At 34.4% G+C, this 24,925-nt stretch carries 18 protein-coding genes, 3 pseudogenes and 1 riboswitch; of the genes and pseudogenes, 16 read left to right on the forward strand and 5 right to left on the reverse strand.

Annotated elements, in window-relative coordinates; genetic code table 11:
* Positions 1–74: 74 nt before the first annotated feature.
* Positions 75–1,184 carry an ABC transporter ATP-binding protein gene (locus tag RV14_RS08225; RefSeq protein ID WP_071855795.1) on the reverse strand — a complete coding sequence of 370 codons (1,110 nt, stop codon included), beginning with the start codon at positions 1,182–1,184 and terminating at the stop codon, positions 75–77.
* Between the two features lie 173 nt (positions 1,185–1,357).
* Here RV14_RS08225 and RV14_RS12715 point away from each other — a divergent pair.
* Positions 1,358–1,747: pseudogene (locus RV14_RS12715) on the forward strand (methylglyoxal synthase).
* 180 nt (positions 1,748–1,927) lie between these two features.
* Positions 1,928–2,036: riboswitch (THF riboswitch) on the forward strand.
* 39 nt (positions 2,037–2,075) lie between these two features.
* Positions 2,076–2,612, forward strand: a complete 537-nt coding sequence (locus RV14_RS08235) for a folate family ECF transporter S component (RefSeq protein ID WP_071855796.1) — start codon at positions 2,076–2,078, stop codon at positions 2,610–2,612.
* A gap of 130 nt (positions 2,613–2,742) precedes the next feature.
* Here the strand turns inward: RV14_RS08235 and RV14_RS08240 are convergent, their stop codons facing one another.
* Both RV14_RS08240 and RV14_RS08245 read right to left on the reverse strand, forming a co-directional pair.
* A complete protein-coding gene (locus RV14_RS08240) occupies positions 2,743–4,515 on the reverse strand; it encodes an ABC transporter ATP-binding protein (RefSeq protein WP_071855797.1) in 1,773 nt (590 codons plus the stop codon).
* Position 4,516: 1 nt separating this feature from the next.
* Positions 4,517–6,232: an ABC transporter ATP-binding protein gene (locus tag RV14_RS08245; protein ID WP_071855798.1), complete on the reverse strand. Its 1,716-nt coding sequence runs from the start codon at positions 6,230–6,232 to the stop codon at positions 4,517–4,519.
* Positions 6,233–6,617: 385 nt separating this feature from the next.
* On the opposite strand from RV14_RS08245, the pseudogene RV14_RS08250 reads away from it, so the two are divergent.
* Both RV14_RS08250 and RV14_RS08255 read left to right on the forward strand, forming a co-directional pair.
* Positions 6,618–7,690 (forward strand): annotated as a pseudogene (locus tag RV14_RS08250) (sigma 54-interacting transcriptional regulator); the annotation flags it as partial.
* A pseudogene (locus RV14_RS08255) lies at positions 7,684–7,947 on the forward strand (SIS domain-containing protein); the annotation flags it as partial. The pseudogenes RV14_RS08250 and RV14_RS08255, both read left to right, overlap by 7 nt.
* Positions 7,948–8,154: 207 nt before the next feature.
* Here RV14_RS08255 and RV14_RS08260 read toward each other — a convergent pair.
* Positions 8,155–8,796 carry a lytic polysaccharide monooxygenase auxiliary activity family 9 protein gene (locus RV14_RS08260; protein ID WP_071855799.1) on the reverse strand — a complete coding sequence of 214 codons (642 nt, stop codon included), beginning with the start codon at positions 8,794–8,796 and terminating at the stop codon, positions 8,155–8,157.
* 388 nt (positions 8,797–9,184) lie between these two features.
* A complete protein-coding gene (locus RV14_RS08265; protein ID WP_071855800.1) occupies positions 9,185–10,057 on the reverse strand; it encodes an Rgg family transcriptional regulator in 873 nt (290 codons plus the stop codon).
* Between the two features lie 195 nt (positions 10,058–10,252).
* On the opposite strand from RV14_RS08265, the gene RV14_RS08270 reads away from it, so the two are divergent.
* The 12 genes from RV14_RS08270 to RV14_RS08330 all read left to right on the forward strand — a co-directional run bounded on the left by RV14_RS08270 (position 10,253) and on the right by RV14_RS08330 (position 24,767).
* A complete protein-coding gene (locus RV14_RS08270; RefSeq protein ID WP_071855801.1) occupies positions 10,253–11,989 on the forward strand; it encodes a fibronectin type III domain-containing protein in 1,737 nt (578 codons plus the stop codon).
* 547 nt (positions 11,990–12,536) lie between these two features.
* Entirely contained in the window at positions 12,537–13,556 is a 1,020-nt protein-coding gene (locus RV14_RS08275) for an NAD(P)H-dependent glycerol-3-phosphate dehydrogenase (protein WP_071855802.1), read from the forward strand.
* 30 nt (positions 13,557–13,586) lie between these two features.
* Positions 13,587–14,456 (forward strand): UTP--glucose-1-phosphate uridylyltransferase GalU, encoded by an 870-nt coding sequence (gene galU / locus RV14_RS08280; protein ID WP_071855803.1) that lies wholly within the window; start codon positions 13,587–13,589, stop codon positions 14,454–14,456.
* A 98-nt stretch (positions 14,457–14,554) separates the two neighbouring features.
* A complete protein-coding gene (locus RV14_RS08285; protein ID WP_071855804.1) occupies positions 14,555–14,899 on the forward strand; it encodes a hypothetical protein in 345 nt (114 codons plus the stop codon).
* Between the two features lie 615 nt (positions 14,900–15,514).
* The gene (locus RV14_RS08290; protein WP_071855805.1) at positions 15,515–16,114 is read left to right on the forward strand and encodes an SIS domain-containing protein; all 600 of its coding nucleotides are present in this window, start codon (positions 15,515–15,517) and stop codon (positions 16,112–16,114) included.
* A 1,076-nt stretch (positions 16,115–17,190) separates the two neighbouring features.
* The gene (locus RV14_RS08300; protein WP_071855807.1) at positions 17,191–17,415 is read left to right on the forward strand and encodes a CsbD family protein; all 225 of its coding nucleotides are present in this window, start codon (positions 17,191–17,193) and stop codon (positions 17,413–17,415) included.
* 910 nt (positions 17,416–18,325) lie between these two features.
* The gene (locus tag RV14_RS08305) at positions 18,326–20,005 is read left to right on the forward strand and encodes a ribonuclease J (RefSeq protein WP_071855827.1); all 1,680 of its coding nucleotides are present in this window, start codon (positions 18,326–18,328) and stop codon (positions 20,003–20,005) included.
* A gap of 514 nt (positions 20,006–20,519) precedes the next feature.
* Positions 20,520–21,200, forward strand: coding sequence for a metal-dependent hydrolase (locus RV14_RS08310; RefSeq protein ID WP_071855808.1), 681 nt, complete (start codon positions 20,520–20,522; stop codon positions 21,198–21,200).
* A gap of 8 nt (positions 21,201–21,208) precedes the next feature.
* The gene (locus tag RV14_RS08315) at positions 21,209–22,540 is read left to right on the forward strand and encodes a DRTGG domain-containing protein (RefSeq protein WP_071855809.1); all 1,332 of its coding nucleotides are present in this window, start codon (positions 21,209–21,211) and stop codon (positions 22,538–22,540) included.
* Between the two features lie 14 nt (positions 22,541–22,554).
* Entirely contained in the window at positions 22,555–23,511 is a 957-nt protein-coding gene (locus RV14_RS08320; protein ID WP_071855810.1) for a DHH family phosphoesterase, read from the forward strand.
* 135 nt (positions 23,512–23,646) lie between these two features.
* Complete coding sequence (locus RV14_RS08325; protein WP_071855811.1) at positions 23,647–23,982, forward strand: zinc ribbon domain-containing protein YjdM; 336 nt, start codon at positions 23,647–23,649, stop codon at positions 23,980–23,982.
* 77 nt (positions 23,983–24,059) lie between these two features.
* Positions 24,060–24,767, forward strand: coding sequence for a zinc metallopeptidase (locus tag RV14_RS08330; protein WP_071855812.1), 708 nt, complete (start codon positions 24,060–24,062; stop codon positions 24,765–24,767).
* Positions 24,768–24,925 lie beyond the last annotated feature (158 nt).

The raw sequence follows: 24,925 nt of genomic DNA on the forward strand, positions 1-24,925 counted from the left end.
TTCGGAGATTTCTTCTGTTAATTTATTTTTATAGTGAGTAGAGCAATTGCATGCATAAGATTTGACGTAGGGGGTTAAACTAAGGTGATCACTTCTTCCGTATCTTTGTCAAAGAAGTGACCTTTATTGATATTAAATGCTAATTCAACCATTTCTTTCGGTTTGTGGAAGTCTCTGGCATCTACTCTAGAAATAAATTCTGTTGTTCCAGTTTTTGTATAAAGCATGGTTTCAGCACCTAATAACTCGGACACGACGACTTCTGAACGAACTACTGCTTCTGGTTGCGCTTCTAATACAACTTGTTCGCTGTGAATATCTTCCGGACGAATGCCAAAAACAATTTCTTTGCCTTCATAACCTTTTTCGACTAATATTTTATTTTTTCCTTCTGGAATAGTTAATTGAAGACCTAATCCATCAGAAATAATACCTTTATTTAACATAACATGGAAGAAGTTCATCGCCGGTGAACCGATAAAACCTGCGACGAACATATTCACCGGGGTGTCATAAACTTCTTTTGGTGTTCCAATTTGTTGAATGAATCCGTCTTTCATAATTACAATCCGATCAGCCATGGTCATGGCTTCTGTTTGGTCATGGGTGACATAAATTGTTGTAGTTTCTAAACGTTGGTGTAATTTTGCAATTTCAGCCCGCATGGCTACCCGTAATTTTGCATCTAAATTTGACAATGGCTCGTCCATCAAAAAAACTTTTGCATCACGAACAATGGCTCGTCCTAATGCCACGCGTTGACGTTGACCACCGGATAAGGCAGCGGGTTTTCTTTTTAAGTAGTCGGTTAATCCTAAGATTTCAGCTGCATTTTCCACCCGTTTTTTAATGTCTGCCTTGTCATATTTTCTGAGTTTTAAGCCAAAAGCCATGTTATCAAAAACAGTCATATGTGGGTACAATGCATAATTCTGAAAAACCATCGCGATGTCACGATCTTTTGGTGCTACATCATTCATCACTTTCCCACCGATGCTTAGTTCACCTTTTGATATATCTTCTAGTCCAGCAATCATTCGTAGCGTTGTTGATTTTCCACAGCCAGAAGGACCGACAAAGACAATAAATTCGCGATCATCAATTGTCAAATTAAAGTCAGTGACAGAATAATTTTCTGCGTTGTCATATTTTTTGTATACGTGATTCAAAGCCATTTTTACCATCTCGTTATTTCCCACTTTCCTTTTTAATTAAATGTTTTCGTTAAGTATAATTGAAAGCGCTATTTTTAGACAATGTCAAGTTGAACAAGAATAAATTTGTTTTTTTGGTCAAGTTGCCTATTTTTGAGGTAGAAGGGTGAAAAATACTGTTTAACAAAAAAAGGAAAGTAAAAATGAGAATTGCTTTCACAACACACGATCGTAAAAAGCCATTGATGATCAATGGAGAGGACTATAAAGCACCTTAGAAAAACATGAATTATTTGCAATGGGGACGACTGGCGGAAAAATCATGGGAACTACCGGATGACAGGTGCATCCCTTTAAATATGAGCTGTTAGATGTCAATCAACAGATAGGAGTCATGATTTCAGAAAAAATAGTTAGATTTGGTTCTTTTTTGTGTGATCTTTTGGTCACTCAATCTCATAAACTAGATGTGATTGCTTTGATTGTTCGATGTTTACGAAATTCCGCTAGCTACGGATAAGGAAACCGCAGAATTTTTATTAAAAGGATTAGAAGCGAGTTATTTAAATTTTCGTGTGGTGGTATATGAATAAAAAACATTAACAAATTTCTAAATAACGTTTGTTTTTTAATAGATATTAAGCCACTATTTCTAATAAATGTGTAATTATTAACGAACATAATAGCGAATTAATTTAACAACATATGTTTTTTATTTACAGATAGCGATCCATATGCTATAGTTTTTTTGGGAATTTTATTCTCAAATATAAAACAGAGTAGAAAATAAAGCGTTAAGTGCTGGGAGGATGGGATGTTGCCTCTTTGACGAAGGATCAAAGGATTATTGAGATTCGCGGTTTTATTTTCGCATTCGCTGCATATACACGATGTAGCAGCTCTTAAAGGAGATGCTAGGAAATGAATAAAAATAGATTAGATGCACGTATGATTGCTACGATGGGCTTACTGATTGCCTTAATGGTTGCTTTATCCCGGTTGGTAGCGATCGAAACCCCTTTTATCAAAGTAAGCGTGACGTTTATTCCACAAATGGTCATGGGTATTCTTTTCGGACCTTTATGGTCTGGTTTAGGGGGAGTGTTGGCTGACTTAGTCGGAATGGCTTTATTTTCAAAAACGGCTTTCTTTATCGGTTTTACACTGAATGCTTTTATTGAAGGGGCAATTTATGGTTTCTTTTTTTATCGAAAGGAAATTACTTGGAAAAAGTCATTATTGGCTACGCTATCTGTCACGTTGCTTATTAATTTAATATTAACACCTTTATGGCTAGCGATGATGTATCATGTGCCATTATTTAGCTGGGTTGTCTGGGCGCCGAGATTATTAAAAACGGTGATATGGATACCAATTCAAACGATTGCTATGTATTACGTTGGTCGCAGCATTCCATATAAAAAGATATTAAAAAATTTAACGATACGCGCAAAATAATGAATGAAAAAAGCTACTTTCCCATCCCAGAAGGCAGCTTTTTTCATTTACATGTTTATAAAATGAATAACATGACTGAAAAACGATATGGTAAAAAATATAAGAATACCTAGAATGGATAAACTATGTGTTATCTATTTATTTGTTTTGTAAATTGTGCTTGATAGAGTTGATGGTAGTGACCATCTTTTTGTAATAACTCTTCATGGGTGCCCATTTCGACGATGGCTCCATGATCCATGACGAGAATTTGATCTGCATTTTTGATCGTTGACAAACGATGAGCAATAACGAAACTGGTTTTGCCTTTCATCATCGTTAAAAAAGCATCCTGAATTTTCTTTTCTGTTAAAGTGTCGACCGAACTAGTTGCTTCATCAAGAATCAACATAGGTGGATTACTAATCATCGTACGAGCAATTGTCAACAACTGTCTCTGACCATCTGATATTTTAAGATTTTGACCACCAATTTTTGTGGCTAGTTTTTCAGGCAAACGTTCCACAAATTCATACATATACGAAGCCTTTAATGCTTGATAGATTTCTTCATCACTTGCATCAGGGTTTCCATATTGGAGGTTGGCTCTTAAGGTGCTATCAAATAACCAAGTATCTTGTAGAACCATTCCAAAACTTTTGCGCAAGGAATCTCTTTGAATATCTCTAATATCATATCCATCAATAGTAATTGCTCCTACTGTCGGATCGTAAAAGCGCATCAACAAATTGACTAAAGTGGATTTTCCAGCACCAGTTTTTCCGACAATTGCAATGGTTTGACCTGGTTTTGCAACAAAATTGAAATTTTCAATTAAGCGTTGACTAGGCTCGTAGGAAAAAGAAACATGATTGAATGCAACTTCTCCTTGAATCGTTGCAGGATTTAATATATAGGCATTTGATTCATCTGGTGTTTCTTCTGATTGATCCATTAATTCAAAGGCGCGCTCTAAACCAGAAAAAGCAGTCTGAATTTGGGTGGTGATTCCAGAGAGTTCAATGAAAGGTTTTGAAAACTGGCTAGCATAAATCGTAAAGCTAGAAATAATTCCAATGGTAATTGTGGAGCCACTTCTTAATGCAAGTAAGCCACCAATTAATCCAATAGAAAGATAAGCTAAATGATCGACAAAGCGAGAAGAAGGATTGGTTAAAGAAGAAGAAAATTGAGCTCGTTGCCCTTTTTCATATAAATCGGCGTTTAATGCTTTAAATTGTTGTTGACTTTTTTCTTCTTGTTGAAAAGCTTTAATAATTTTTTGATTTCCAATGCGTTCAGTCATAAAACCTGAGATATTTCCGATAATCTTTTGCTGCTTGTCAAAGTCATTTTGTGATGCTCGAGCGACTCCCCAACTTACAAGAAAAATAATCGGTGTGGAACATATGACTACTATAGTAAGTAAAGGACTAAGGTGTAGCATAAAAACGAAAGACAAAATGATGATGGCTACTCCAGTAAATAATTGATTAAAAGCCGATGAGATGGCAATTGAGATGTTGTCCATATCATTGGTAAAACGACTGACGATATTTCCATGAACATGTTGGTCATAGTAACGTAGTGGTAACTGATTTAAATGAGCAAAAGCGTCTTTTCTTAGTTTTGCTACTGAAAGATAAGCTAAGCGATTGCTTAGTACTTGAATGAACCACTGACTAATCACATTGATTAGTACAATCACGCCAAATAGTAATAAAAGATGAAATAATTGGATAAACCTTACTTGTTTTGTGCCAATCATTTGATCAATGCTTTGTCCAATTAATAACGTCATGATAACCGTAGCGATACCATTAATGATGCCTAAAAAAGTGGCTACCCAGATGTTTTTTGAATAAGCGGTAAGGTAAGGGACGAAGCGTTTAAAAGTCTGCCAAGGGAATCTTTTTGGTTTCATTTTATTTTTCCTCCTGTGATGCGGCAATTTCACGATAGGCTGGTGAATGTGTCAATAGTTCTTCATGAGTGCCTTGTGCAATGATTTGGCCTTGATCCATCACAAGTATTAGATGAGCTTCTTGAATGGAACGAACGCGTTGAGAAATAATAATCACAGTATTGTTCAATGAAGTTTGCAGTGCTTTTCTTAGATTTAAATCAGTTTGATAATCTAAGGCACTTAAAGAATCGTCTAAGATCAGTAATTCTGGTTTTGCAATCAGTGCACGGGCAATCGTTAACCGTTGTTTTTGACCACCTGAGAAATTCTTTCCATTTTCCAGCACTTTTGTTTCTAAGCCGTTTGGTAATTGACGTACGAAATTTTCGGCTTGAGCAATTCTTAATGCTTTCCAACACTCTTCATCTGTTGCATTTTCTTTTCCCCATTGTAAATTTTCACGAATCGTTCCAGTAAATAATACAGCGGTTTGAGGAACTTGAGCTATTTGATTTCTCAAAGAATCGAGTTTCCATGAGCGAACATCAACGGCGTCAAAAGTAATAGAACCTGCATCAACATCATAAAATCGCGGGATCAATTGAGTTAAAGTCGTTTTTCCGCTGCCAGTTGGCCCGATGATTCCTAAAACAGTATCTCGTTTCAAAGTAAACGTAACATTTTGTAAAGACAAACCTGCATTTTTCGTGTAGCGAAAATTTACATGATCAAATTGCACGAGCGTTTCTGCGTGATGATTTGGCGTAAGTGCTTCTTTTGAATCATTCATTGTATTTTTAGTTGCTAACACTTCTTTGATTCGATTACCTGAAGCTTCAGCACGTGTAAAGATGACGACTAAATTAGAAACAACGATTAAGGCTAATAACATCTGATTCATGTAATTAATTAAGGCTAATACTTCTCCTTGCTGTAAGTGACCAGTGTTTACTTTGATTCCACCTATCGTTAATAAACAAATAATGCCGATATTCATGATAAAGGTGGTGGCTGGTGATAAAAGGGCAGAGATGTTGGAAACATGTAAATAATTTTTGGCTAACGCATCGGTCTTTTTATTGAAGTTATCTTTTTCAGTTTTGGTACGAGAAAAAGCACGAATGACGCGGACACCGCTCAGATTTTGACTCACTATTTCATTTAAACGGTCTAGTTTTTCTTGTACTTTTTGATAAAGAGGGATTGTTTTTTTGATGATAAAAAATAAAATAACTGAAAAGATGGGCAATAAAGCTAAGAAAAATAATCCAATTTCCCAATCAATTATAAAGCTCATAACGACTGAGCCAATGCTTAAAAAAGGTGCACGAATGAGTAAGCGAATGACCATTGCAAGTGCTAGTTGTAATTGGTTGATGTCGTTAGTCATACGAGTAATCAAAGTATCTGTGCCAAAGTGATTTAACTCGTTATGTGAAAAAGAGTTAATTTTTTTGATTAGTTGATTTCTAAGCTCCGTACCAAATCCTTGAGAAGCAACGGAAGCATAGTATTGACAGATAATGGCACAAATTAAGCCGATTACAGACATCGCAATCATCCATCCGCCCATTTGAATGATGACATTGCGATTATGCATTTTTAGCCCGTTATCAATTAATGAGGCCATTAATAAAGGCAAAATCAATTCGAAAACAGCTTCTAAGAACTTAAAAACTGGACCTAGAATAATTTGTTTACGATAGTCTTTTGCATAACGTAATAACTGAATCATAGAGTTCCTCCTAAAATATAATGACTAAGTGAAGCAGAATAAATGAAAACTTATAGCAAAGTAAGACGTTTAACTGCTTAACAAGACGATACGAGGTTGCGACAATGTACTTTGTTTCGAAAAAGCAGAAACTTCTTTTGAAACAATTTTGTCTGTATTTTAGGTTTGAAGCTCTGTCGCAATTTAGCATTATCATTGTACAAGCAGGTACTCTCACATTGTAGCCTATGAAATTTAGAATGAAAAGTGAAGAAGTTCTTTTGCTAAAGAAACTTTATGTGAAAAGGGAACATTCACTTAGTTTTTTTCCTGCTTAATCAAAGAAACAACGAATTACTTATTGATAAAATAAATACGTTTTCTATTATTGAGGAGAGGTGAAAGGATGTTAAAAGAAAAAATCCAGCGTTATCTAGAAAATCAGACCGCATTTATTGATTTAACGCGATTAAGTGAAGTTTTTACAGCAAACGATTTAGCAGAACATTTCAACGTAAAGCGTAATACGATTAGCAATTATCTTAATCAGTTAAATGAAGAAGGGGTTCTAGTTAAAATTAATTCACGACCTGCTTACTATTTTCATAAAGCTGCTTTTGAGTATCAGTTTTTTGCGTTAAGAAAAATGTATTATGCAACAATCAAAGAAATTTTAGCAGAACAGCCGATTTTTGCTTGAAGTAAGGATTTGTTTTCATTAGTGATTGGGCACGACGCCAGTTTAAAAGAAGGAATCGAGCAAATTAAAACGGTTTTGGTTTATCCAGAAGCTGGACTGCCTGTTTTGCTTACAGGGGAAAGCGGAACGGGGAAAAGTTTTTTAGTGAACATGATTTATCGATATTGTTTAGCTTATGATCTATTTCCAGAAAATGTTCCGTTTGTGACAATAAACTGTGCACAGTATGCGAATAACTCGGAACTATTGACAAGTAATTTATTTGGACATGTTCAGGGTGCTTATACTGGAGCCACTCAAGATAAAATAGGGGCTTTTGAAGCAGCTGATGGCGGAATGTTGTTTTTAGACGAAGTTCATCGATTAAGCCCTGAAGGACAAGAAAAATTATTTACTTACTTAGATCAAGAAATCATCTACCGTATGGGAGATACCAATCAAATAAAGAAAGTAAACGTGCGTCTCTTTTTTGCTACGACGGAAGAAGTCACGATACCTACTTTTTTGCGTAGAATTCCTTTTAAAATTGATTTTCTTTCATTGAAAGCTCGCAGTAAAGAAGAACGATTAGAATTGATCTATGCTTTTTTTCTAAATGAACAGCGTACCATTAAACGACCGATAAAAGTAAGCGGTCAAGTTTTGTCGCTACTAGCAAATCAAAATTTTTTAGGAAATATCGGTGAATTGAAAATAGTGTAAAAGTAGCGGTAGCTAAAGCTTTTACAGAACAAAAAGAGGAAGACAGCTTATCAATTAAGTTGCAGCATTTACAAAAATTTCCCTTTTTTTAGGTGAAGACGAGCAGCGAATATTGGCAGAAAGAGTTGCCAATCTATTGCTCAAAATTTGTGCAAATGACACATTAATTGATACTAAAGATTATTTCATTGAAGGAATTGATGAAAAGTACCGTGGGCGCATACTTTCTTATTTACTGATGCATGCTGTTACGCAGCGAATAGCTGCACATATCGAACAATTAAACTGTCATCCATTGGAAATCAGAAGATATTACCGGCAATTTGCGTATTAAACGGAGAAATTTTATCTTTTCAACTCGTTAAAATTGAATAAAAGAAGTTCTAAAAACTGACTTTTGAAAAAGAAGATCAAGATGCTTTGTCATTTCTAGTTTTTCACAATAAATTACTCATACCACTTGCTGAAATGGTTAAATAGCTGCTAGTGGTATGAGCTTAATTAATGTAAACGGTTATTTGAATGGCATTAATTTAAAAGGTTAGTTATTCGTTAATTCAGTTAAAGCTGTTCGTGGTTGGATATTGGCATCAATGACATTATAAAAAGCATTTGGTGTGTTTGAAACATCCCATACAGCTAAAATGACATGGTAGCCGATATGATCACCGGGAATATTGATTGTTTGTGTGGGATTTGTTTTGGCTTCCTCACCATTCATAGGTACTTCTCCGATCAATTCAAGTTCGTCACGTGAGAGAGGTTTGTTTTGGTTCCAACCATTTTTAGTAATGTAGTAATGGAACTTGGTAGTTGGATGTGTTTGTGTAAACGTCCAAGTGAATTTGGTTGGGCCGGTAGTAACATTTTGTTTTGTCCAGAGGGTAGATGTTTGTTTGTCCATTTCAAACCCTTTCACACCATTTGCAGAAGCAATTTTTCCATCGGCAGGCCCTGCTGCGGGAAATCCTTTCAATGCTTCTAACGATTGTGGTTCATCAATGACTGCACCATACTTTAGTTTAGCGGCTTCCTGATCAATTCTTTTATCTAAGCTTCCTTGATAACCACGACTAATAGGGCTTTTTACATAACCGTGAGCAGAAACGTTGACGGATGATGCTGCGGTTAATCCTGTTGTTGCTAAAACCATTCCTAATACGAATAAAGAACTTTTTTTCATTTTTATTCCCCCAATAACTTTATTTTTTTGAAAAATATCTTTCGATTACTTAGTATAACGTTTTTTATTAATAACGTTTATTTTGTATGTTAATGCAACAAAACAAACGAGTAGAAAATTAAAAGCAACAACGTTTCTTTGAATTTGGCTTAGTTGATGTTCTAGTAGTATAAAACTTCTTCAAGAATTATTTTATATCGAAAACAACAAGAAAAGAGATAGTTAAATCGGATAAGGAGACTTTTTAAGTCACTCTATCCGATTTTTTAGAAAAAACCTTTTTGTTATATATATTAGAAATCACAATTTTAAGTAAAGATAAATTTATAAATCGTTTTCATATGCTAAAAATGAAAGATTAAGAATTTTTGAAAATATATTTTTCTACTTAACTAGGAACTTTTTTCAAAGAACTTCTCATAAGTGAAGTTTTTAATTTGTTAAAGTATTCTTTAGCGGCAGATAATTCTAACCAATCAAAAAAAAGCAAACCTTGTTCAATCTCATGTATAGCTGATTGATCGCCATCTGCTAGTTTATCTAAAGCGGCAAACATTTTATAATGTGCCATATCTAAAGAACGTTTGTGTTTTTGTGCCATGCGTTTTAATTCTTGTAAAAAATGTTTCCGTAAAATCACTGAATGGCGTTTAAATGAAAGACGTAAGCCATTTAGAATAAAATTGGAGAAAAGATTTTGGGAGTAAGTAGCATCTATGTAAGTTTTCATTTTCGAAACGCTCGTTTGAAATGAATGAATAATGTATTGATCATCAAAAATAAATAAACAATTTGCAAAAATTGTTAATTCAAAATGGCCCCAAGTTTCAATTTTTTCAAGGTAGTTTTTTATAACAGTGATTTCCTCCTCAATCTCCGGAGTAATTTCTGATTGATGGTAGCGATAATTCATAATTAGTTTTCGTTGTGCATAGATTAGCCGATAGTAGATATTTCCTGTTTTTCCATATTCATTTAGTAATTCTAATTCTTGCTCTGGGGTAATTGTATTGGCTGAAATGAAATAATTAGTTAATTTTTGTTTGTTAGTAAGAGAATTATTATTAAGAAGGAATTGATATTCTTCTAAAGAAACATTCATCCGTTCAAGGTAATTAACTAATAGTTCAAAGCTAATTTTTGTACCACGAGATTCAAAAGCTGCAAGCGTTCCACGTTGAGAGATTCCACGAGTGAGCTGTTCTTGCGTTAGACCACGTTCTTTTCTTAATTTACGAATGAGAGAAGAATGATTTTTCATATATAAACCTCCTAATGTTTTTTTTAAATCATAACATAATTATTATGTAATTTTAATAAATTGTCATTTTCGTTGATTATTTATTAAAAAGTGCGTACTTTTAGAGGATTTGTTGCAAGAGCATACAAATCGCTACGATTGTTTTTATTTATGTTTTAATATGTTATGTAAACAAAAAAAGATGGAGGCGATTTTATGAAGAAAAAAACGTGGTTGTTCTCAATAGGAGTATTAAGTGCGCTGTTAAGTGGGGGAGTAGCTGTTAGTGCTGCTGATACAGCTGATATGATGCCTGATATTTCAAGTAAACAAATTGCAGTTGGCTATTATCATAATTGGCACGCAGGACAAGGTGCTGGCTATAAAGGAGGAAGTCCAGCAGATATTGATTTAGCAAAAGTAAATCCTTTTTATAATGTAATTACGGTTTCATTTATGAAGGGTGAAGGGATTCCTACTTTTAAACCTTACAATATGTCAGATCAAGCGTTTCGTGAAAAAGTAGCCGCTTTAAATGCTCAAGGACGGGCAGTCATTCTCTCGTTAGGAGGAGCAGATTCACATATTGAATTGCGTCGGGGACAAGAGCAAGCATTTGCCAATGAAATTATTCGTTTAGTTGAAGTATATGGTTTCGATGGTTTAGATATTGACTTGGAACAAACGGCTGTAGCTGCTGGGGACAATCAGACAGTAATTCCTGCGGCGTTAAAAATTGTTCGTGAACATTATAAGAAAGAAAACAAACATTTTATTATTTCAATGGCGCCAGAATTTCCTTATTTAAGAACGCAAGGAGCGTATGTACCGTACCTTACTGCTTTACAAAACGAATATGATTTTATTGCGCCGCAGTTATACAATCAAGCTGGAGATGGTATTAGTGTGGGGGTGGAATGGATTGCTCAAAACAATGATAATAAAAAATATGAGTTTTTGTATGGGATTTCAAAATTATTGAATGAAGGAGGCGGAGGGTTTACTCGAATTCCTGCAAGTAAATTAGCGTTAGGTATCCCTGCCAATGAAGATGCTGCCGCAAATGGTTATGTAAAAGACCCAGAAAAAGTTTACCAAGTGTTTGAACAAATGGAAAAAGATAAAACACCATTAAAAGGAATTATGACGTGGAGTATCAATTGGGATGAAGGAAAAAATTCATCTGGCGTAGCTTATAATGAATCCTTTGCGAAGGCTTATCAAAATCTATTCAAAGAACAAGTACCGGATACAGAAAAACCTTCTAAACCAAAGAATTTAAAAGGCACAGCTACCCAATCGAGTGTTTCATTAAGCTGGTCGGCTTCAACGGATAATGTTCGTGTTTCACATTATAATGTTTATCAAAATAATCAATTAATCGGAACAAGCGATACAACAAGTTATACGGTTACGAATCTTTCACCTGATACTACCTATTCATTTACGGTTGAAGCGGTAGATGCTTCCAATAACTGTTCCACACCTTCTGATGTCTTAAAAATTAAAACTCAAGCAGCTGCGCCGCTAGCTGTACCTTCTGCACCTGCTAATCTAGCAGTAAAAAATGTAACAAAAAATACTGTGACTCTTAGCTGGGCAGCAAACGATTCGAAAGAAGAAGTGACAAGCTATGAAATCTATCGAAACGGTGTTCGTGTTGCTACTACAAATACCCCATCGTTTGTTGATAATGGATTGTTGACTGATACAACTTATCATTATCAAATAACTGCTGTGAATGCTGCTGGTACTTCAGAAAAAAGTTCTCAAGTTACTGCAACAACTGAAGGCGAAAATCCGCAAGAAAATACTTGGTTGTTAGGTAAAAAATATGAAATTGGAGACATTGTAATGTATAAAGGACATCTTTATCGTTGCATCCAAGCACATACTGCTTCAATTGGTTGGGAACCTGACATTACTTGGGCATTATGGCAAAAGATTAGTTAAAAATAAGATGACAAAAAAAGCAGCAATCGCTAATGTTCAGAAGATTTGCTGCTTCTTTTTATCGTACAAATGGGAATAAAAAAGAAGTGAAAATATAAGTGCGGTCTTTTTTTATTCAGTTAAATTTAGACCGAATTTTCTGAAAATTAAAAAGGGAAGAGAAGGAAGTTGCTACCAGATCTTTAATCTTTTCCCTTTTTAATTATTTTTAAATCAATGAATCGTAGAAATAGGTTGAGGAAAGATAGTTTCTGTCAAAAAAGAGTGAGAAGTTTTACATTGGTGGTGAAATTGACCATTCTTCGCCCATTTGTTTTCCCTCCAATTTCTTATTTATTTGATCTACTATTTTTTATCCAGTTTAATTATAATGGATGGAGGAATTAACTGCTGAAAATGCTGGTTATTGCAACAGTATAATTGTAAAGAGTAGGTGTACTTGCAGAAAAAAGAATTAAACAAACCATTAAACCAGTAAAAATAAGTCCAATATTCTAAGCATCTATACTATAATAGATCATATCAACTATTATTTGGAGGAATTTCCATGAGACAAAAAATTGCAGTTTTAGGTCCGGGGTCGTGGGGAACTGCTTTAGCACAGACATTAGCAGAAAATGGACATGATGTTCGTATTTGGGGAAATGTCCCCGAACAAATTGATGAAATCAATCAATATCATACAAATAAACATTTTTTACCTGATTTAAAAATTCCAGAAACAATTATTGGATATAAAGAATTAGCGGATGCTGTAAAAGATGTAGATGCTGTGTTATTTGTCGTGCCGACAAAAGCTATTCGTTCCGTTGCACAAGAATTAATCGAAAAAATGAATACAAAACCGGTCATTATACATGCAAGTAAGGGGTTAGAACAAGAAACGCATAAGCGCATTTCTGAAGTAATTGCTGAAGAAATACCTGAAGAAAAAAGACAGGCGATTGTCGTTCTTTCTGGACCAAGTCATGCAGAAGAAGTCGCTGTTCATGACATTACTACCATCACTGCCGCTAGCTTTGATCAAAAAGCTGCAGCATATGTTCAAGACATTTTTATGAATGATTACTTTAGAATTTACACTAATAATGATGTGATTGGTGTTGAAACGGGTGCTGCTTTAAAAAATATTATAGCTATCGGTGCTGGTGGAATTCATGGATTGGGCTTTGGAGATGATGCTAAAGCAGCGATTATGACACGTGGGCTTGCTGAAATTAGTCGATTAGGTGTAGCGATGGGGGCCGATCCTTTAACGTTTATTGGATTAAGCGGTGTAGGAGACTTGATTGTCACGTGTACGAGTGTTCATTCTCGAAACTGGCGAGCGGGAAATCTGCTTGGACAAGGCCATAAGCTAGAAGAAGTGCTAGAAAATATGGGGATGGTCGTTGAAGGAGTGTCTACAACGAAAGCCGCTGTTGAGTTAGCTGAACAGTTAGGTGTAGAAATGCCTATTACGAAAGCTATTTATAATGTGTTGTACAAAGGTGAAGACATTAAAAAAGCTGCAAAAGAAATTATGTTGCGAGATGGTAAAATGGAAAATGAATTTTCTTTAAAATAATTATTGGCAGTTGAATGAGAGGATTAAAAAATGAAAGTGAAAAAAGCAATTATCCCCGCAGGCGGCTTGGGTACGCATTTTTTGCCTGCAACTAAGGCGATGGCTAAAGAAACGTTACCTATTGTTGATAAGCCGATCATTCAGTTTGTTGTTGAAGAAGCCTTAGATTCAGGGATCGAAGATATTTTGATTGTAACAGGAAGAGAAAAACGTACGATTGAAGATCACTTTGATGCAAATCTTGAACTAGAAGTGAATTTGCAAGATAAAGAAAAAATGGATTTATTAAAAATGGTGAAAAAAACTGAGAATGTGCATCTCCATTTTATCCGTCAATCTCGTTCAAAAGGGTTAGGTCATGCGGTTCTTCAAGCAAAAGCTTTTGTGGGAAATGAACCTTTTGTTGTGTTGCTAGGGGATGATTTAATGGTAGATCAAATTCCTTTGACTAAACAATTAATGCTTGATTATGAAGTGACACATTGCCCTACGATTGCGGCAATGGAAGTTTCACCAGAAGATACTTCAAAATATGGAATCATTGATTCAGTAATAGAAGAAAAAACGGGTAGATATCAGGTGAAAAAATTAGTAGAAAAACCATTGCCAGAAGATTCTCCATGTAATTTTGCCATCATTGGACGTTATTTGCTGACGCCTGAAATTTTTCCAATATTAGAAAGACAAAAACCCAGTGTTGACAATGAAATCCAATTGATGGATGCGATTAATCATTTAAAGTATGGTCAAAAGGTATATGCACGAGCATTTAAAGGAAAGCGGTATGATGTTAGTGATAAATTTGGGTATATAAAAGCAAATGTTGAATATGGATTGCATCATTTTGAAGTTGCAGAGGCTCTGAAAGATTATCTTGTTCGTCTTAGCAAAGAATTATGAATGCTTCAATTTTTAATGGTTTTAATTAATTTTTCCTTTTTTATGTAGAATGAAAAAGTTAAAAATATGATAGGTACAGTAAAGGTGTGTAGCGTTGCATGGAAAAACTAATTACAATTGGTCAATTTCTTCTTGATGGATTGAAATGGCTGATGGAAGGAACTCACTGGTTGTTGTTAACTCCAGTAGTGCTGATTAGTGCGTATGTTCTATTTAAAATGATAAAAAAAGGCGAATCTGTTTTAATTTTCATTTGGGCTTTAGCGACCCTTTCGATTATGTGTATGATGCTTGAGCTTGTTTTAGGTGTTCGGGTAGCAAGTTTAATAGGTGCTGCGTGTTCTTTGTTCGTTTGTATACTTGTTTGTTTGAAGAAATTTCATATTGTAAAAAAAGGGAAGCATGCTGTTTCTTCTCGTGACAAAAGAAGAAAAATAAGATAGAAAAAACAAGTGAGAGCAAAAAAACAGCATATGCTATTTTTGAATTTAGTGGTTTAAACTGCATGATATTGGCGTCTTTTATTTAATATTATTTTTTCTTCTTTTAAAGACGTTTGAACCAAGAAAAAAGTAGATAAAAAAATCCTAAGTATGTAGAACTTAGGGGAAATAATAAAGATAATTTATATGTAAAGAGAACGGACCTAGGTTTTTTAATAGTTTTGAGCTTGCACTTAACCGTGAGATTACTTAAAATGAGGAAAGATAGAAACAGTTGAATAAAAAAAGGCTCCCTGATAGTTAGCGGCAACTAACTATCAGGGAATGACCAGTCACACGCATACACCCTGACCGATCATTTGCCATAGTCAATGCATTGCATCGACCTTATTTATTGTACCTAATTTAAGGGGAAAATTCTACCCTTATAGAGATTTTTTATAAGATCGCATGCTAGTTTATTTGCTATGTCAAGGTATTGGGCAGAACGCTCAATACCTTTTTTTGTGCTTGTTTAGTAAACTTTAGCAAAGGTGAATCTAAGGAATTTTTTGTTTTTCATCTTCTTAAATTAGGTAGTTGTTTTTAGTGTGAAAGTAAAGGTAGGAGAAATCGATGAGTTTACAGTATTTTGATTATTGTCATCAATTAGAAGAAAAATTAAGGATAGGGGAACCATTAATGTTGCGGGCAGGTTCTTTGATTGCCAACCAAATTTCTTTAGGAGGTAAATTGCAGATTTTTGCAAGCCGATCTTTAATAGGTGTAGCCTTTGAATTTTGGGATCAGTTACCGGAAGTTATTCCAAGTAGGCTAATCAAAAATCCAGCAAATGGTGTTTATGAACGCTTAGAAGGAACTGGTCAAGCAATTATTGAGCAACTTTCTGTAAAAAATGAAGATATTTTTTTACTTCTTTCAAATGAAGGGAGAGAGCCATGTATTGTAGAATTGGCACAATGGATCAAGGCGAATGGGCATTTGTTGATTATTGTAACAGGTTTTGATTTGTCTAGGAGTATTAAATCACAGCATAGCAGCGGTTTAAGATTATTTGAATTTGCTGATTTAGTATTAGATAATCAAGCGAGGATGAATGATACGGTTTTATCTTTACCGGATAAAAATTTGACTATTTGTAGCAGTTCTTCGATTGCGACGTTGTTGTTATTGCAGCAAACTCTTTATTTTACAGTTTGTCAACTCATCCGTTAAGAAAAAACAAGCTAATTATAAGAGGGGATTCAAAAAATGAGTAGAATCAAATGTGAAATAAAATTCTTTATCTTATTTACATTTTTTTAATGAGAAAATGGTTAAACGTTAAACAAACATTGTTTCATTTTTGGTAGGAAAAACAGACAGTTTACCAATAAAAAGCGCTTTACAAAAAATTTTACATATAAAATTGGTATAAAAGAGACAAGAAAGAATTCATTTGAATTCTTTCTTGTCTCTTAATACACGTTGATGAAAGAGTCTTCCCCAAAACTCTTTACATTGCAATTATAGTACATTAGTTATGAATATTGCAACGAAGATTGTTCATTGATTAAAAAAAGTCTTAGATAAATAACGTTTCTATTGGTCTATCTATTTTATTCTTTGATTAATAAAGGAGGATAAATGAATATTAATAAATATTTACTTATAAAATATGTTTATATACTCTTTGATAAAATGATAAAAAATAATTTTTTTATCTTAAAATAATAAAATAAATATATTTTTAATTTAAAATTAATCATTTTTCATCAATAAAAACTAGTTTTTTAAATTTGTAAAAATTTACTTGTATAAATGTAATATATTCTTTTAATATATAATTAATGTCTAAATAATTTTTTTACTGTATAATTTTAATGGGCAAAATTTCAAATAAAAATGCAAGGTTTCTTTTTCCTATTAGGCACAATTTTTATTATGATCGCGATTGCAATTGGTTTGCAGTAAGCTAAAAAATTAATACTCACTATTTCTGAAATAGTAGAAAGGACTTTCTTATTAGTGAGTGACTAATACACAGTAATCAAAGTTAGTAGAGGTACTTAAAATAATTTTTTGCTGTTCTTTGGCGAGCTGTTTAAAACATATTTTAGAAAAATGGCGCCTATGATAACTTGGATAATGAACAGGAAAGAGGAAAAAAATGAAATTGATTCGACAAAAAGAACGAAATCAAAGTTTGGGGAACTTTTGAAAAACAATCTGAGAGCATACTGTTTGTCTGTTTGCTCTGTTGATGATACCCTAATGATAGTTAGACATGAAAAATTAAGGGAGGAATTAAGATGGCAGATTTAAAAGGTCGTTCAGAAGATGCAAAAGATAAAGTAGTTGGTGAAGGAAAAGAAGCATACGGAAAAGTCACAAATGATAAGAGTAAAGAAGCTGAAGGTAAGGCTCAATCACTTGGAGCAGATATTAAGAAAAAAGCACGCGATCTCGGTGATGAACTTAAAGAAGGCTTTGAGGATGTTAAGGAAAAATTCTCTAAAAAAGAGGATAGAAAATAAAAAATTTGAGAATTAGTTTGAGTAAATCTAAAGAAAAGATACTCTTTTTAATTTAATAAGCTAAGATCGTAGAGAAAAGGAATTAACCTAGTCTGCGGTCTTTTTTTAGTGGTAGATATCTCTAGGGGAAATTTTCAAAACTGAACTATCTTAATTAATTTTTAAGAAAATGACAGCTCCTATTTTCGTTTTTGGTAATCAGTTCAGTAAGATTTGTAAAAGGTTCAGTCAAGTAACTAGGGATAATCTAAAAATAAAAAGGGTGTAGTTCTTTCAATGATGAAAAGGATCGATGCTATTGATTTTTACACTTTTGTGTGTTGCTTTATAAAATTCATCTTATATCATTTTTTTGTAGCATGTTTAAAAGTTACTGGATAGGGAATAAAAAATGAAAACTTAAGCATAGACCTTCTTTCTTCAGAAAATTAGTATGTAGCCAATCTTGCTATAGTTATTCATAAAAATATGTTAAAATAGCTAAAGTATATTTGCAATAGATGAGTGAAGAAAATGAGCGAATATGTTCTAAAGGTTATGTGCTGCTAAGAATGAAAAGTGAAGTTTATTTTTGTTTCTTAAAAAAATATTGTTGCCTTGTTTTTTGAAAATGGCAGACGCTAGCGATTTATCTATTTTGTTGTATAATAGGAAAGAATAGTCGATTTTGATGATGTCGGCTTTTGTATTTTGAAAATAAACGATTCATTTATCCAATAAAATTTGTTTAAAACTAACAATCAGTTAATTGAAACAACTGCCAAATAGCTACTTTTTATTTGATAGCAAAAAATCATACATAAAAGGAGTATAAGCAAAGATGAGTTGTTCATTAAAATGAATCATCTATTTAATAAAAAAAGAAAATCGATGTCTTTAAACTTAGGCATCATAAGAAGAGGTGAAAGTGGTGCATACGATTAAGATTATCCCTTTAGGCGGGGTACGTGAAAATGGGAAAAATATGTATATAGCCGAAGTAGGAGAAGATATTTTTGTGTTAGATTGTGGTCTAAAATATCCTGAAAACGAATTGTTAGGAATTGATGTTGTGATTCCAGACTTTACGTATTTAGAAGAAAATGTGGAGCGAGTAGCAGGAGTCTTTTTGACGCATGGACATGCAGATTCAATTGGTGCGTTGCCTTATTTATTATCAAAGTTATCTGTGCCGGTATTTGGAACAGAGCTTACGATTGAATTAGCTAAATTAAGTGTTGGCCGAAACGAAGCAGCTAAGAGATTCAAGGATTTTCATGTAGTGGATGAACATACGGAAATTGATTTTGGTGAAACAGTGGTGAGCTTTTTCCGTACGACGCATACGATACCAGATTCTGTAGGAATTAATTTAAAAACTAAAGAAGGCAGTATTGTGTATACTGGTGATTTTAAATTTGATCAGACAGCAATTCCTATGTATCAGACTGATTATGTACGCTTGGCAGAGATTGGTAAAGAAGGAGTGTTAGCTTTGCTTAGTGAATCAGCAAATGCTGAAAATCCTGTTCCTGTAGCATCAGAATTACAAATTGCAGATGAAGTCTTTGATACCATCAAATATTGGGATGGGAGAATTATTGTTGCTTGTGTAGCAAGCAATCTTCAACGCGTCCAACAAATTCTTGATGCAGCTGACAAAGCGCAAAGAAAAGTAGTATTGACTGGACAAGACTTTGAAAGAATCATCCGAACAGCCATGCGTTTAGAAAAACTGCAATTGCCTCATGAAGATTTACTTGTTACGTTGAAGGACATGAAGAAGTATCGACCTGAAGAACTCATTATTTTAGAAACCGGACGTATGGGTGAACCAATCAAATCATTGCAAAAAATGGCTAATAAAACACATCGTAATATTAAGATTGAAGAAGGAGATCTTGTTTATATTACAACAACACCGAGCATTGCGATGGAAACAATGGTAGCTAAAACGGAAGATATAGTTTTCCGTGCAGGAGGAACTGTGAAATTAATTTCTGAAAATATGCGTGTTTCAGGACATGCGAATCCCAATGATTTGCAATTGATGCTTAATTTCATGAAACCGACCTATTTTATTCCTGTACAAGGTGAATATCGTGAATTAGCGGCTCATGCGGATCTGGCTCATACTGTGGGTATTCCTTATAAAAATATTTACATTACAGGTCGTGGTGATGTCTTAGAATACAAAAATGAACGAATGAGTGTGTCAGGAACGATTAGTGCTGAAAACGTGATGATTGACGGTCTAGGAATTGGTGATATCGGCAACATCGTTTTGCGCGATCGTAAAATATTGTCAGAAGATGGTATTTTTGTGGCGGTGGTGACAATCAGTCGTCGTGAAAAGAAAATCATTTCAAAACCTCAAATCACTTCTCGAGGTTTTGTCTATGTTAAGGCAAGTCGTGATTTAATGAAAGAAAGCAGTACGATGATTGAAGAGATTGTTGAAAAACATTTAGAAAGTAACGACTTTGAATGGAGTAAATTGAAACAAGATATTAGAGATCAGTTAGGGCGATATTTATTTGAGCAGACAAGACGTCGTCCGGTGATTTTACCAGTGATTATGGAAGCTGCCCAACGTAAAAGTAGAAAATAGTGTAAATGAGTAAAGGATGTGAAGATAATTTATTCCCGTCAACTGGGGAAATATTTTCATGTCCTTTTTTATGAAGTAATCGCTACTAAAATTTTATTTATTTCTTTAGCTTTTTTGTGAGAACGGTTATTTCTGCTTATTTAGACGATAAAAACAAGAGAATTTACAAGATAAAGTTGGATTTACCAAATAGGAGATTTATTGTGTGTGTCACGCAGGGGCTTCTCGTGGCATGAATACTTTAATTAGGTTTAAAAAAGAAGAACTAGTTAAGTGCCGTAAAAAATTAGACAGAAATATCAAGCTTATTAGAAAGTTTTGGAGAAGATCATTTCTTTTATTTCTGTGAATTGGGAGACATAAATTTATTTTTGGCAAGGGAGTTGAGGCTTGGTACAAACTGTATTATCTGTTACAATACTTTGTATATACTGTACTATTGTTTGAAAAAATTCTCATTAGATGAAATTGATTTATTTGGTGAAGAAACAAAAAAGCAAGAGGAGTGAGAGAAGTGAGAATTACTTATCATGGGCATTCTTGTTTATCCTTTGAAATGAAAAATGGACAGCGACTCATCATTGATCCATTTATTACAGGTAATCCAATGACTGATTTAACTGTCGATGAAGTGATAGCAGATTGGATATTGGTTACTCATGGGCATAGTGATCATATTGGTGACATGGTACCTATTGCTAGGAAAAATGATGCCACAGTTATAAGTATTGTTGAAATAACAGATTATGCTGAAAGTTTAGGATTGAAAAGTCATGGAATGAACATTGGTGGAAAATATGAATTTCCATTTGGCTTAGTAAAGTTTGTTCCTGCGCAGCATAGCTCTAGTTATGTAATTGGTGATAGTCTTCGCTATATGGGTGAACCTAGCGGAATCATCATTCAAGCAGAAGGAAAAACGGTTTATCACGCAGGAGATACTGCTGATTTTAGCGATCTGTCTTTATTGGCAGAACAGTTTTCAATTGATGTAGCATTTTTACCGATTGGTGATAACTACACTATGGGGCCAGAAGATGCGGTAAGAGCAGCAAAGCGAATCGGTGCTAAGTTAGTTGTGCCTATTCATTACAATACATTTCCTGTTATTCAACAAGATCCTCAATCCTTTATAGCAAGGCTGGGAAAAAATGAAGGAAAAATAATGAGCGTTTCAGAAATGCTGGAAGTGTAGGGAAAAATATGGCAACAAAACATGACTTAATTTTAGAATATATAGAAGAATTACCGGTTGGAAATCGAATTTCAGTTAGAAGCATCGCCAAAGAATTAAGTGTTAGCGAAGGAACTGCTTATCGAGCAATTAAAGACGCCGAAAATATTGGGTTAGTTTCTACTATTCAGCGGGTGGGGACAATTCGAATTGAACGCAAACTAAAAAAACACATTGAACGATTGACATTTGGTGAAGTAGTAAAAATTATTGAAGGAGACGTACTTGGCGGTTCGGCAGGTCTAGACAAAGTGTTAAATAAATTTGTGATTGGTGCAATGACAAAACATGCAATGGAGCGGTATATTACCCCAGGTTCATTAATGATTGTTGGAAATCGTACGGAAGTTCAAAAACTTGCTTTAGAAGATGGTGCAGCAGTTTTAATTACTGGCGGTTTTGATACAACCCCTGAGATTGCTCGTTTAGCAGATGAACTGGCGATGCCGATTCTTCAAACGACCTATGATACGTTTACAGTAGCGACGATGATTAATCGAGCGTTAAGTGATCAGTTAATTAAAAAAGATATTATGCTAGTGAGTGACATCTTTATGTCGGTAGAAAAAAACCATTATTTGCAACAAACAGATACAGTAGCAGATTATCAAAAGTTATCAGAAGAAACACACCATTCACGATTTCCTGTAGTCAACCGCCATATGCGATTAGTGGGAATTGTTACAGCAAAAGATGTATTAGGAAAATCTCCGATGCAAATCATTGATCGTGTGATGACAAAAGATCCCATCAGTGTGAAAAAAACAATGAGCGTGGCATCTGTTAGTCATCAGATGATTTGGGATGGCTTAGAAGTGATGCCAGTAGTGTCAGATGATTTAATCCTTGAAGGGATGATTACTAGACAAGCTGTCATGAAAGCAATGCAATTAGTTCAACGACAACCACAGATTGCAGATACCATTTCTGATCAGATTACTGATGGAATTCAAACGATTAATGTAGATCGAGCGGGAAATCCTTTAGAAAATCCAAAATTTAGATTTATTGTTACTCCACAAATGGTTAATGGAGTAGGTACAATTTCATTTGGTGTTTTAAGCGAGATTCTCTCTGATGTCGTACAAAAAACGATGATACTGAATCAGCGAAGAAATGTCATCATTGAACAGATAAACTTGCATTATCTTCGGTTGATCCAGCTTGAAAGTGAATTAGACATTCGTCCAAGAGTATTAGAAATTGGTCGCAGATCAGCCAAATTGGATGTTGAAGTCTATATTGAAAATACGATCGTTTCAAAGGCAATTATTGTTTGTCAAGTAATGGAACGCTCTTAGAAAGTAGGAAAGTTATGACCGTACAATCTGAAATTTTAAGGCAAATAAAAAAATACAATCGAATCATTATTCATCGACATCTGCGGCCTGATCCAGATGCCTTAGGTTCTCAAGTGGGGTTAGCAGAAATATTAAGGGCGACGTTTCCACAAAAAGAAATCTATCAAGTAGGGGAAACGGTTGAAGGATTACGCTTTTTAGCAGAAATGGAAATAATTGATGATCAGATGTATAAAGGAGCACTTGTCATTGTTACAGATACAGCAAATTCACCTAGAATTAGTGATGAACGCTTTAAATTAGGAGATAAACTCATAAAAATTGATCATCACCCAAATGATGAACCTTACGGCGAGCTTTCGTGGGTGGATACTAAGGCAAGCAGCTGTAGTGAAATGATTGCGGCATTTACTCTGATGTTTCCCAATGACTTGATTCTTAATGCCCGTGCCGCTCGATTACTTTATGCTGGAATTGTAGGAGATACCGGCCGTTTCTTATATCCTGCGACAACACCAAAAACATTGGAGATTGCCGCACATTTAATGGGCTATCCCTTTGATGTCAGTGCACTTAATCGTGAAATTGAACAAATCTCTATGAAAATAGCAAGACTGTCAGGCTATTTGTATCAACATCTTCAAGTAAATAAAAATGGGGCAGGAAAAGTAATTTTAACACAAAAATTATTTCGTGAATATGGGATTAATGATTCTGAAACCGCAGCAATTGTTTCCTTACCGGGAAGAATTGATGAAGTATTAGCTTGGGGGATTTTTGTTGAGCAACCTGAAGGGTACTATCGGGTACGTTTACGTTCTAAAGGCCCAATCATTAATAAATTAGCCAAAAAATATCATGGTGGAGGACATCCCTTAGCTAGTGGTGCAACTGCTAAAAATTTGTCTGAAGTTGCACAAATTTACGAAGAAATCAAAGAAATTTGCCAATTATTTAAAAAAGAATGTTGAGAAACAGCTAAGCAATAGCTTTGATTATAAAGGCAATAAATTAGAAAAAGTGTGTTACAATCACATGAGCATCTTTTCAAATTGACAATTATCCGGTACAATAATGCTCAACGCTATTTTAAAAGGAGAAAGAAGATGACATTACCAAATTGCCCACAATGCGGCTGTGAATACACTTATGAAGATCGAGGATTAATGATTTGTCCGGAATGTGCGAATGAATGGACTAGTGAAGAAATTATTGAGCAAGAAGAAGGATTGATCGTACTTGATGCAAATGATAATCGACTAGAAGAAGGTGACAGTGTAATAATAATTAAAGATTTAAAAGTCAAAGGAGCATCAAGTACGATCAAACAAGGAACAAAAGTAAAAAATATCCGTTTGGTGGAAGGTGATCACAACATCGATTGTAAAATTGATGGATTTGGACCAATGAAATTAAAATCGGAATTTGTTAAAAAAATATAAAATGCTCAAGGAATTTTCACATTCTTTTTAAGACACACATGGTAAAATAAGGTAAAGTAAAAAGGAGTGAAATTGGAATGCATGGACATGGCATGTACGGTTTTTTCGACCCAACATTTTTGTTAGTTATCATGGGGTTAGTTATTTCCGGTATTGCATCTGCTTATGTAAACAGTACATTTCGCAAATATGATCAAATCAAAAGTAAGAATAACATTACTGGCACACAAGCTGCTCAGTACATTTTACAAAGTCAACAAATCAATGATGTAGGGGTACAACAAATTGCTGGAGATCTGACGGATAATTATCATTCCGGCAATAAAATGTTGAGTTTATCGCAAGCAACAGCACAATCAACTTCAGTAGCTGCAATTGGTGTCGCTGCCCACGAATGCGGTCATGCTGTACAAGATGCAGTGAATTACGTACCATTAAAGATTCGTGCGGCATTGGTACCGGTAGCTAATTTTGGCTCCATGATTTCATTTCCGTTAATCATGATTGGTGTTTTATTAAGTTGGAATGCCACTTTAATAAATATTGGAATCTTCGCTTTTTCTTTCGCACTTTTGTTTCAGCTAGTCACGTTACCTGTGGAATTTAACGCTTCAAGACGTGCCATTCAAATTTTAAGTGAAGGCGGTCTGCTCACAGCAGAAGAAGTACCTATGGCTAAACACGTTTTATTTGCCGCTGCGTTAACCTATGTAGCTGCTGCGCTTTCTACTTTCTTACAATTGCTTCGCTTAATCTTATTGTTTGGCGGCAATCGTCGCGATTAAAGAAAATAGAGGAGTACTAGGTATTTCGCATCCATCTATTCAAATTAGTATAGACGTTTGAATAGAAAATTTGCTCTTTTAAAAATGTTTTTTATAAAGAAAATCAAATAGTAAGTCATTTCCTCGTGTTTCATGCCTATGCCAAGGAAAATGTGGCA

This window comes from Enterococcus ratti, assembly GCF_001886195.1.
GTDB lineage: Bacteria > Bacillota > Bacilli > Lactobacillales > Enterococcaceae > Enterococcus_B > Enterococcus_B ratti.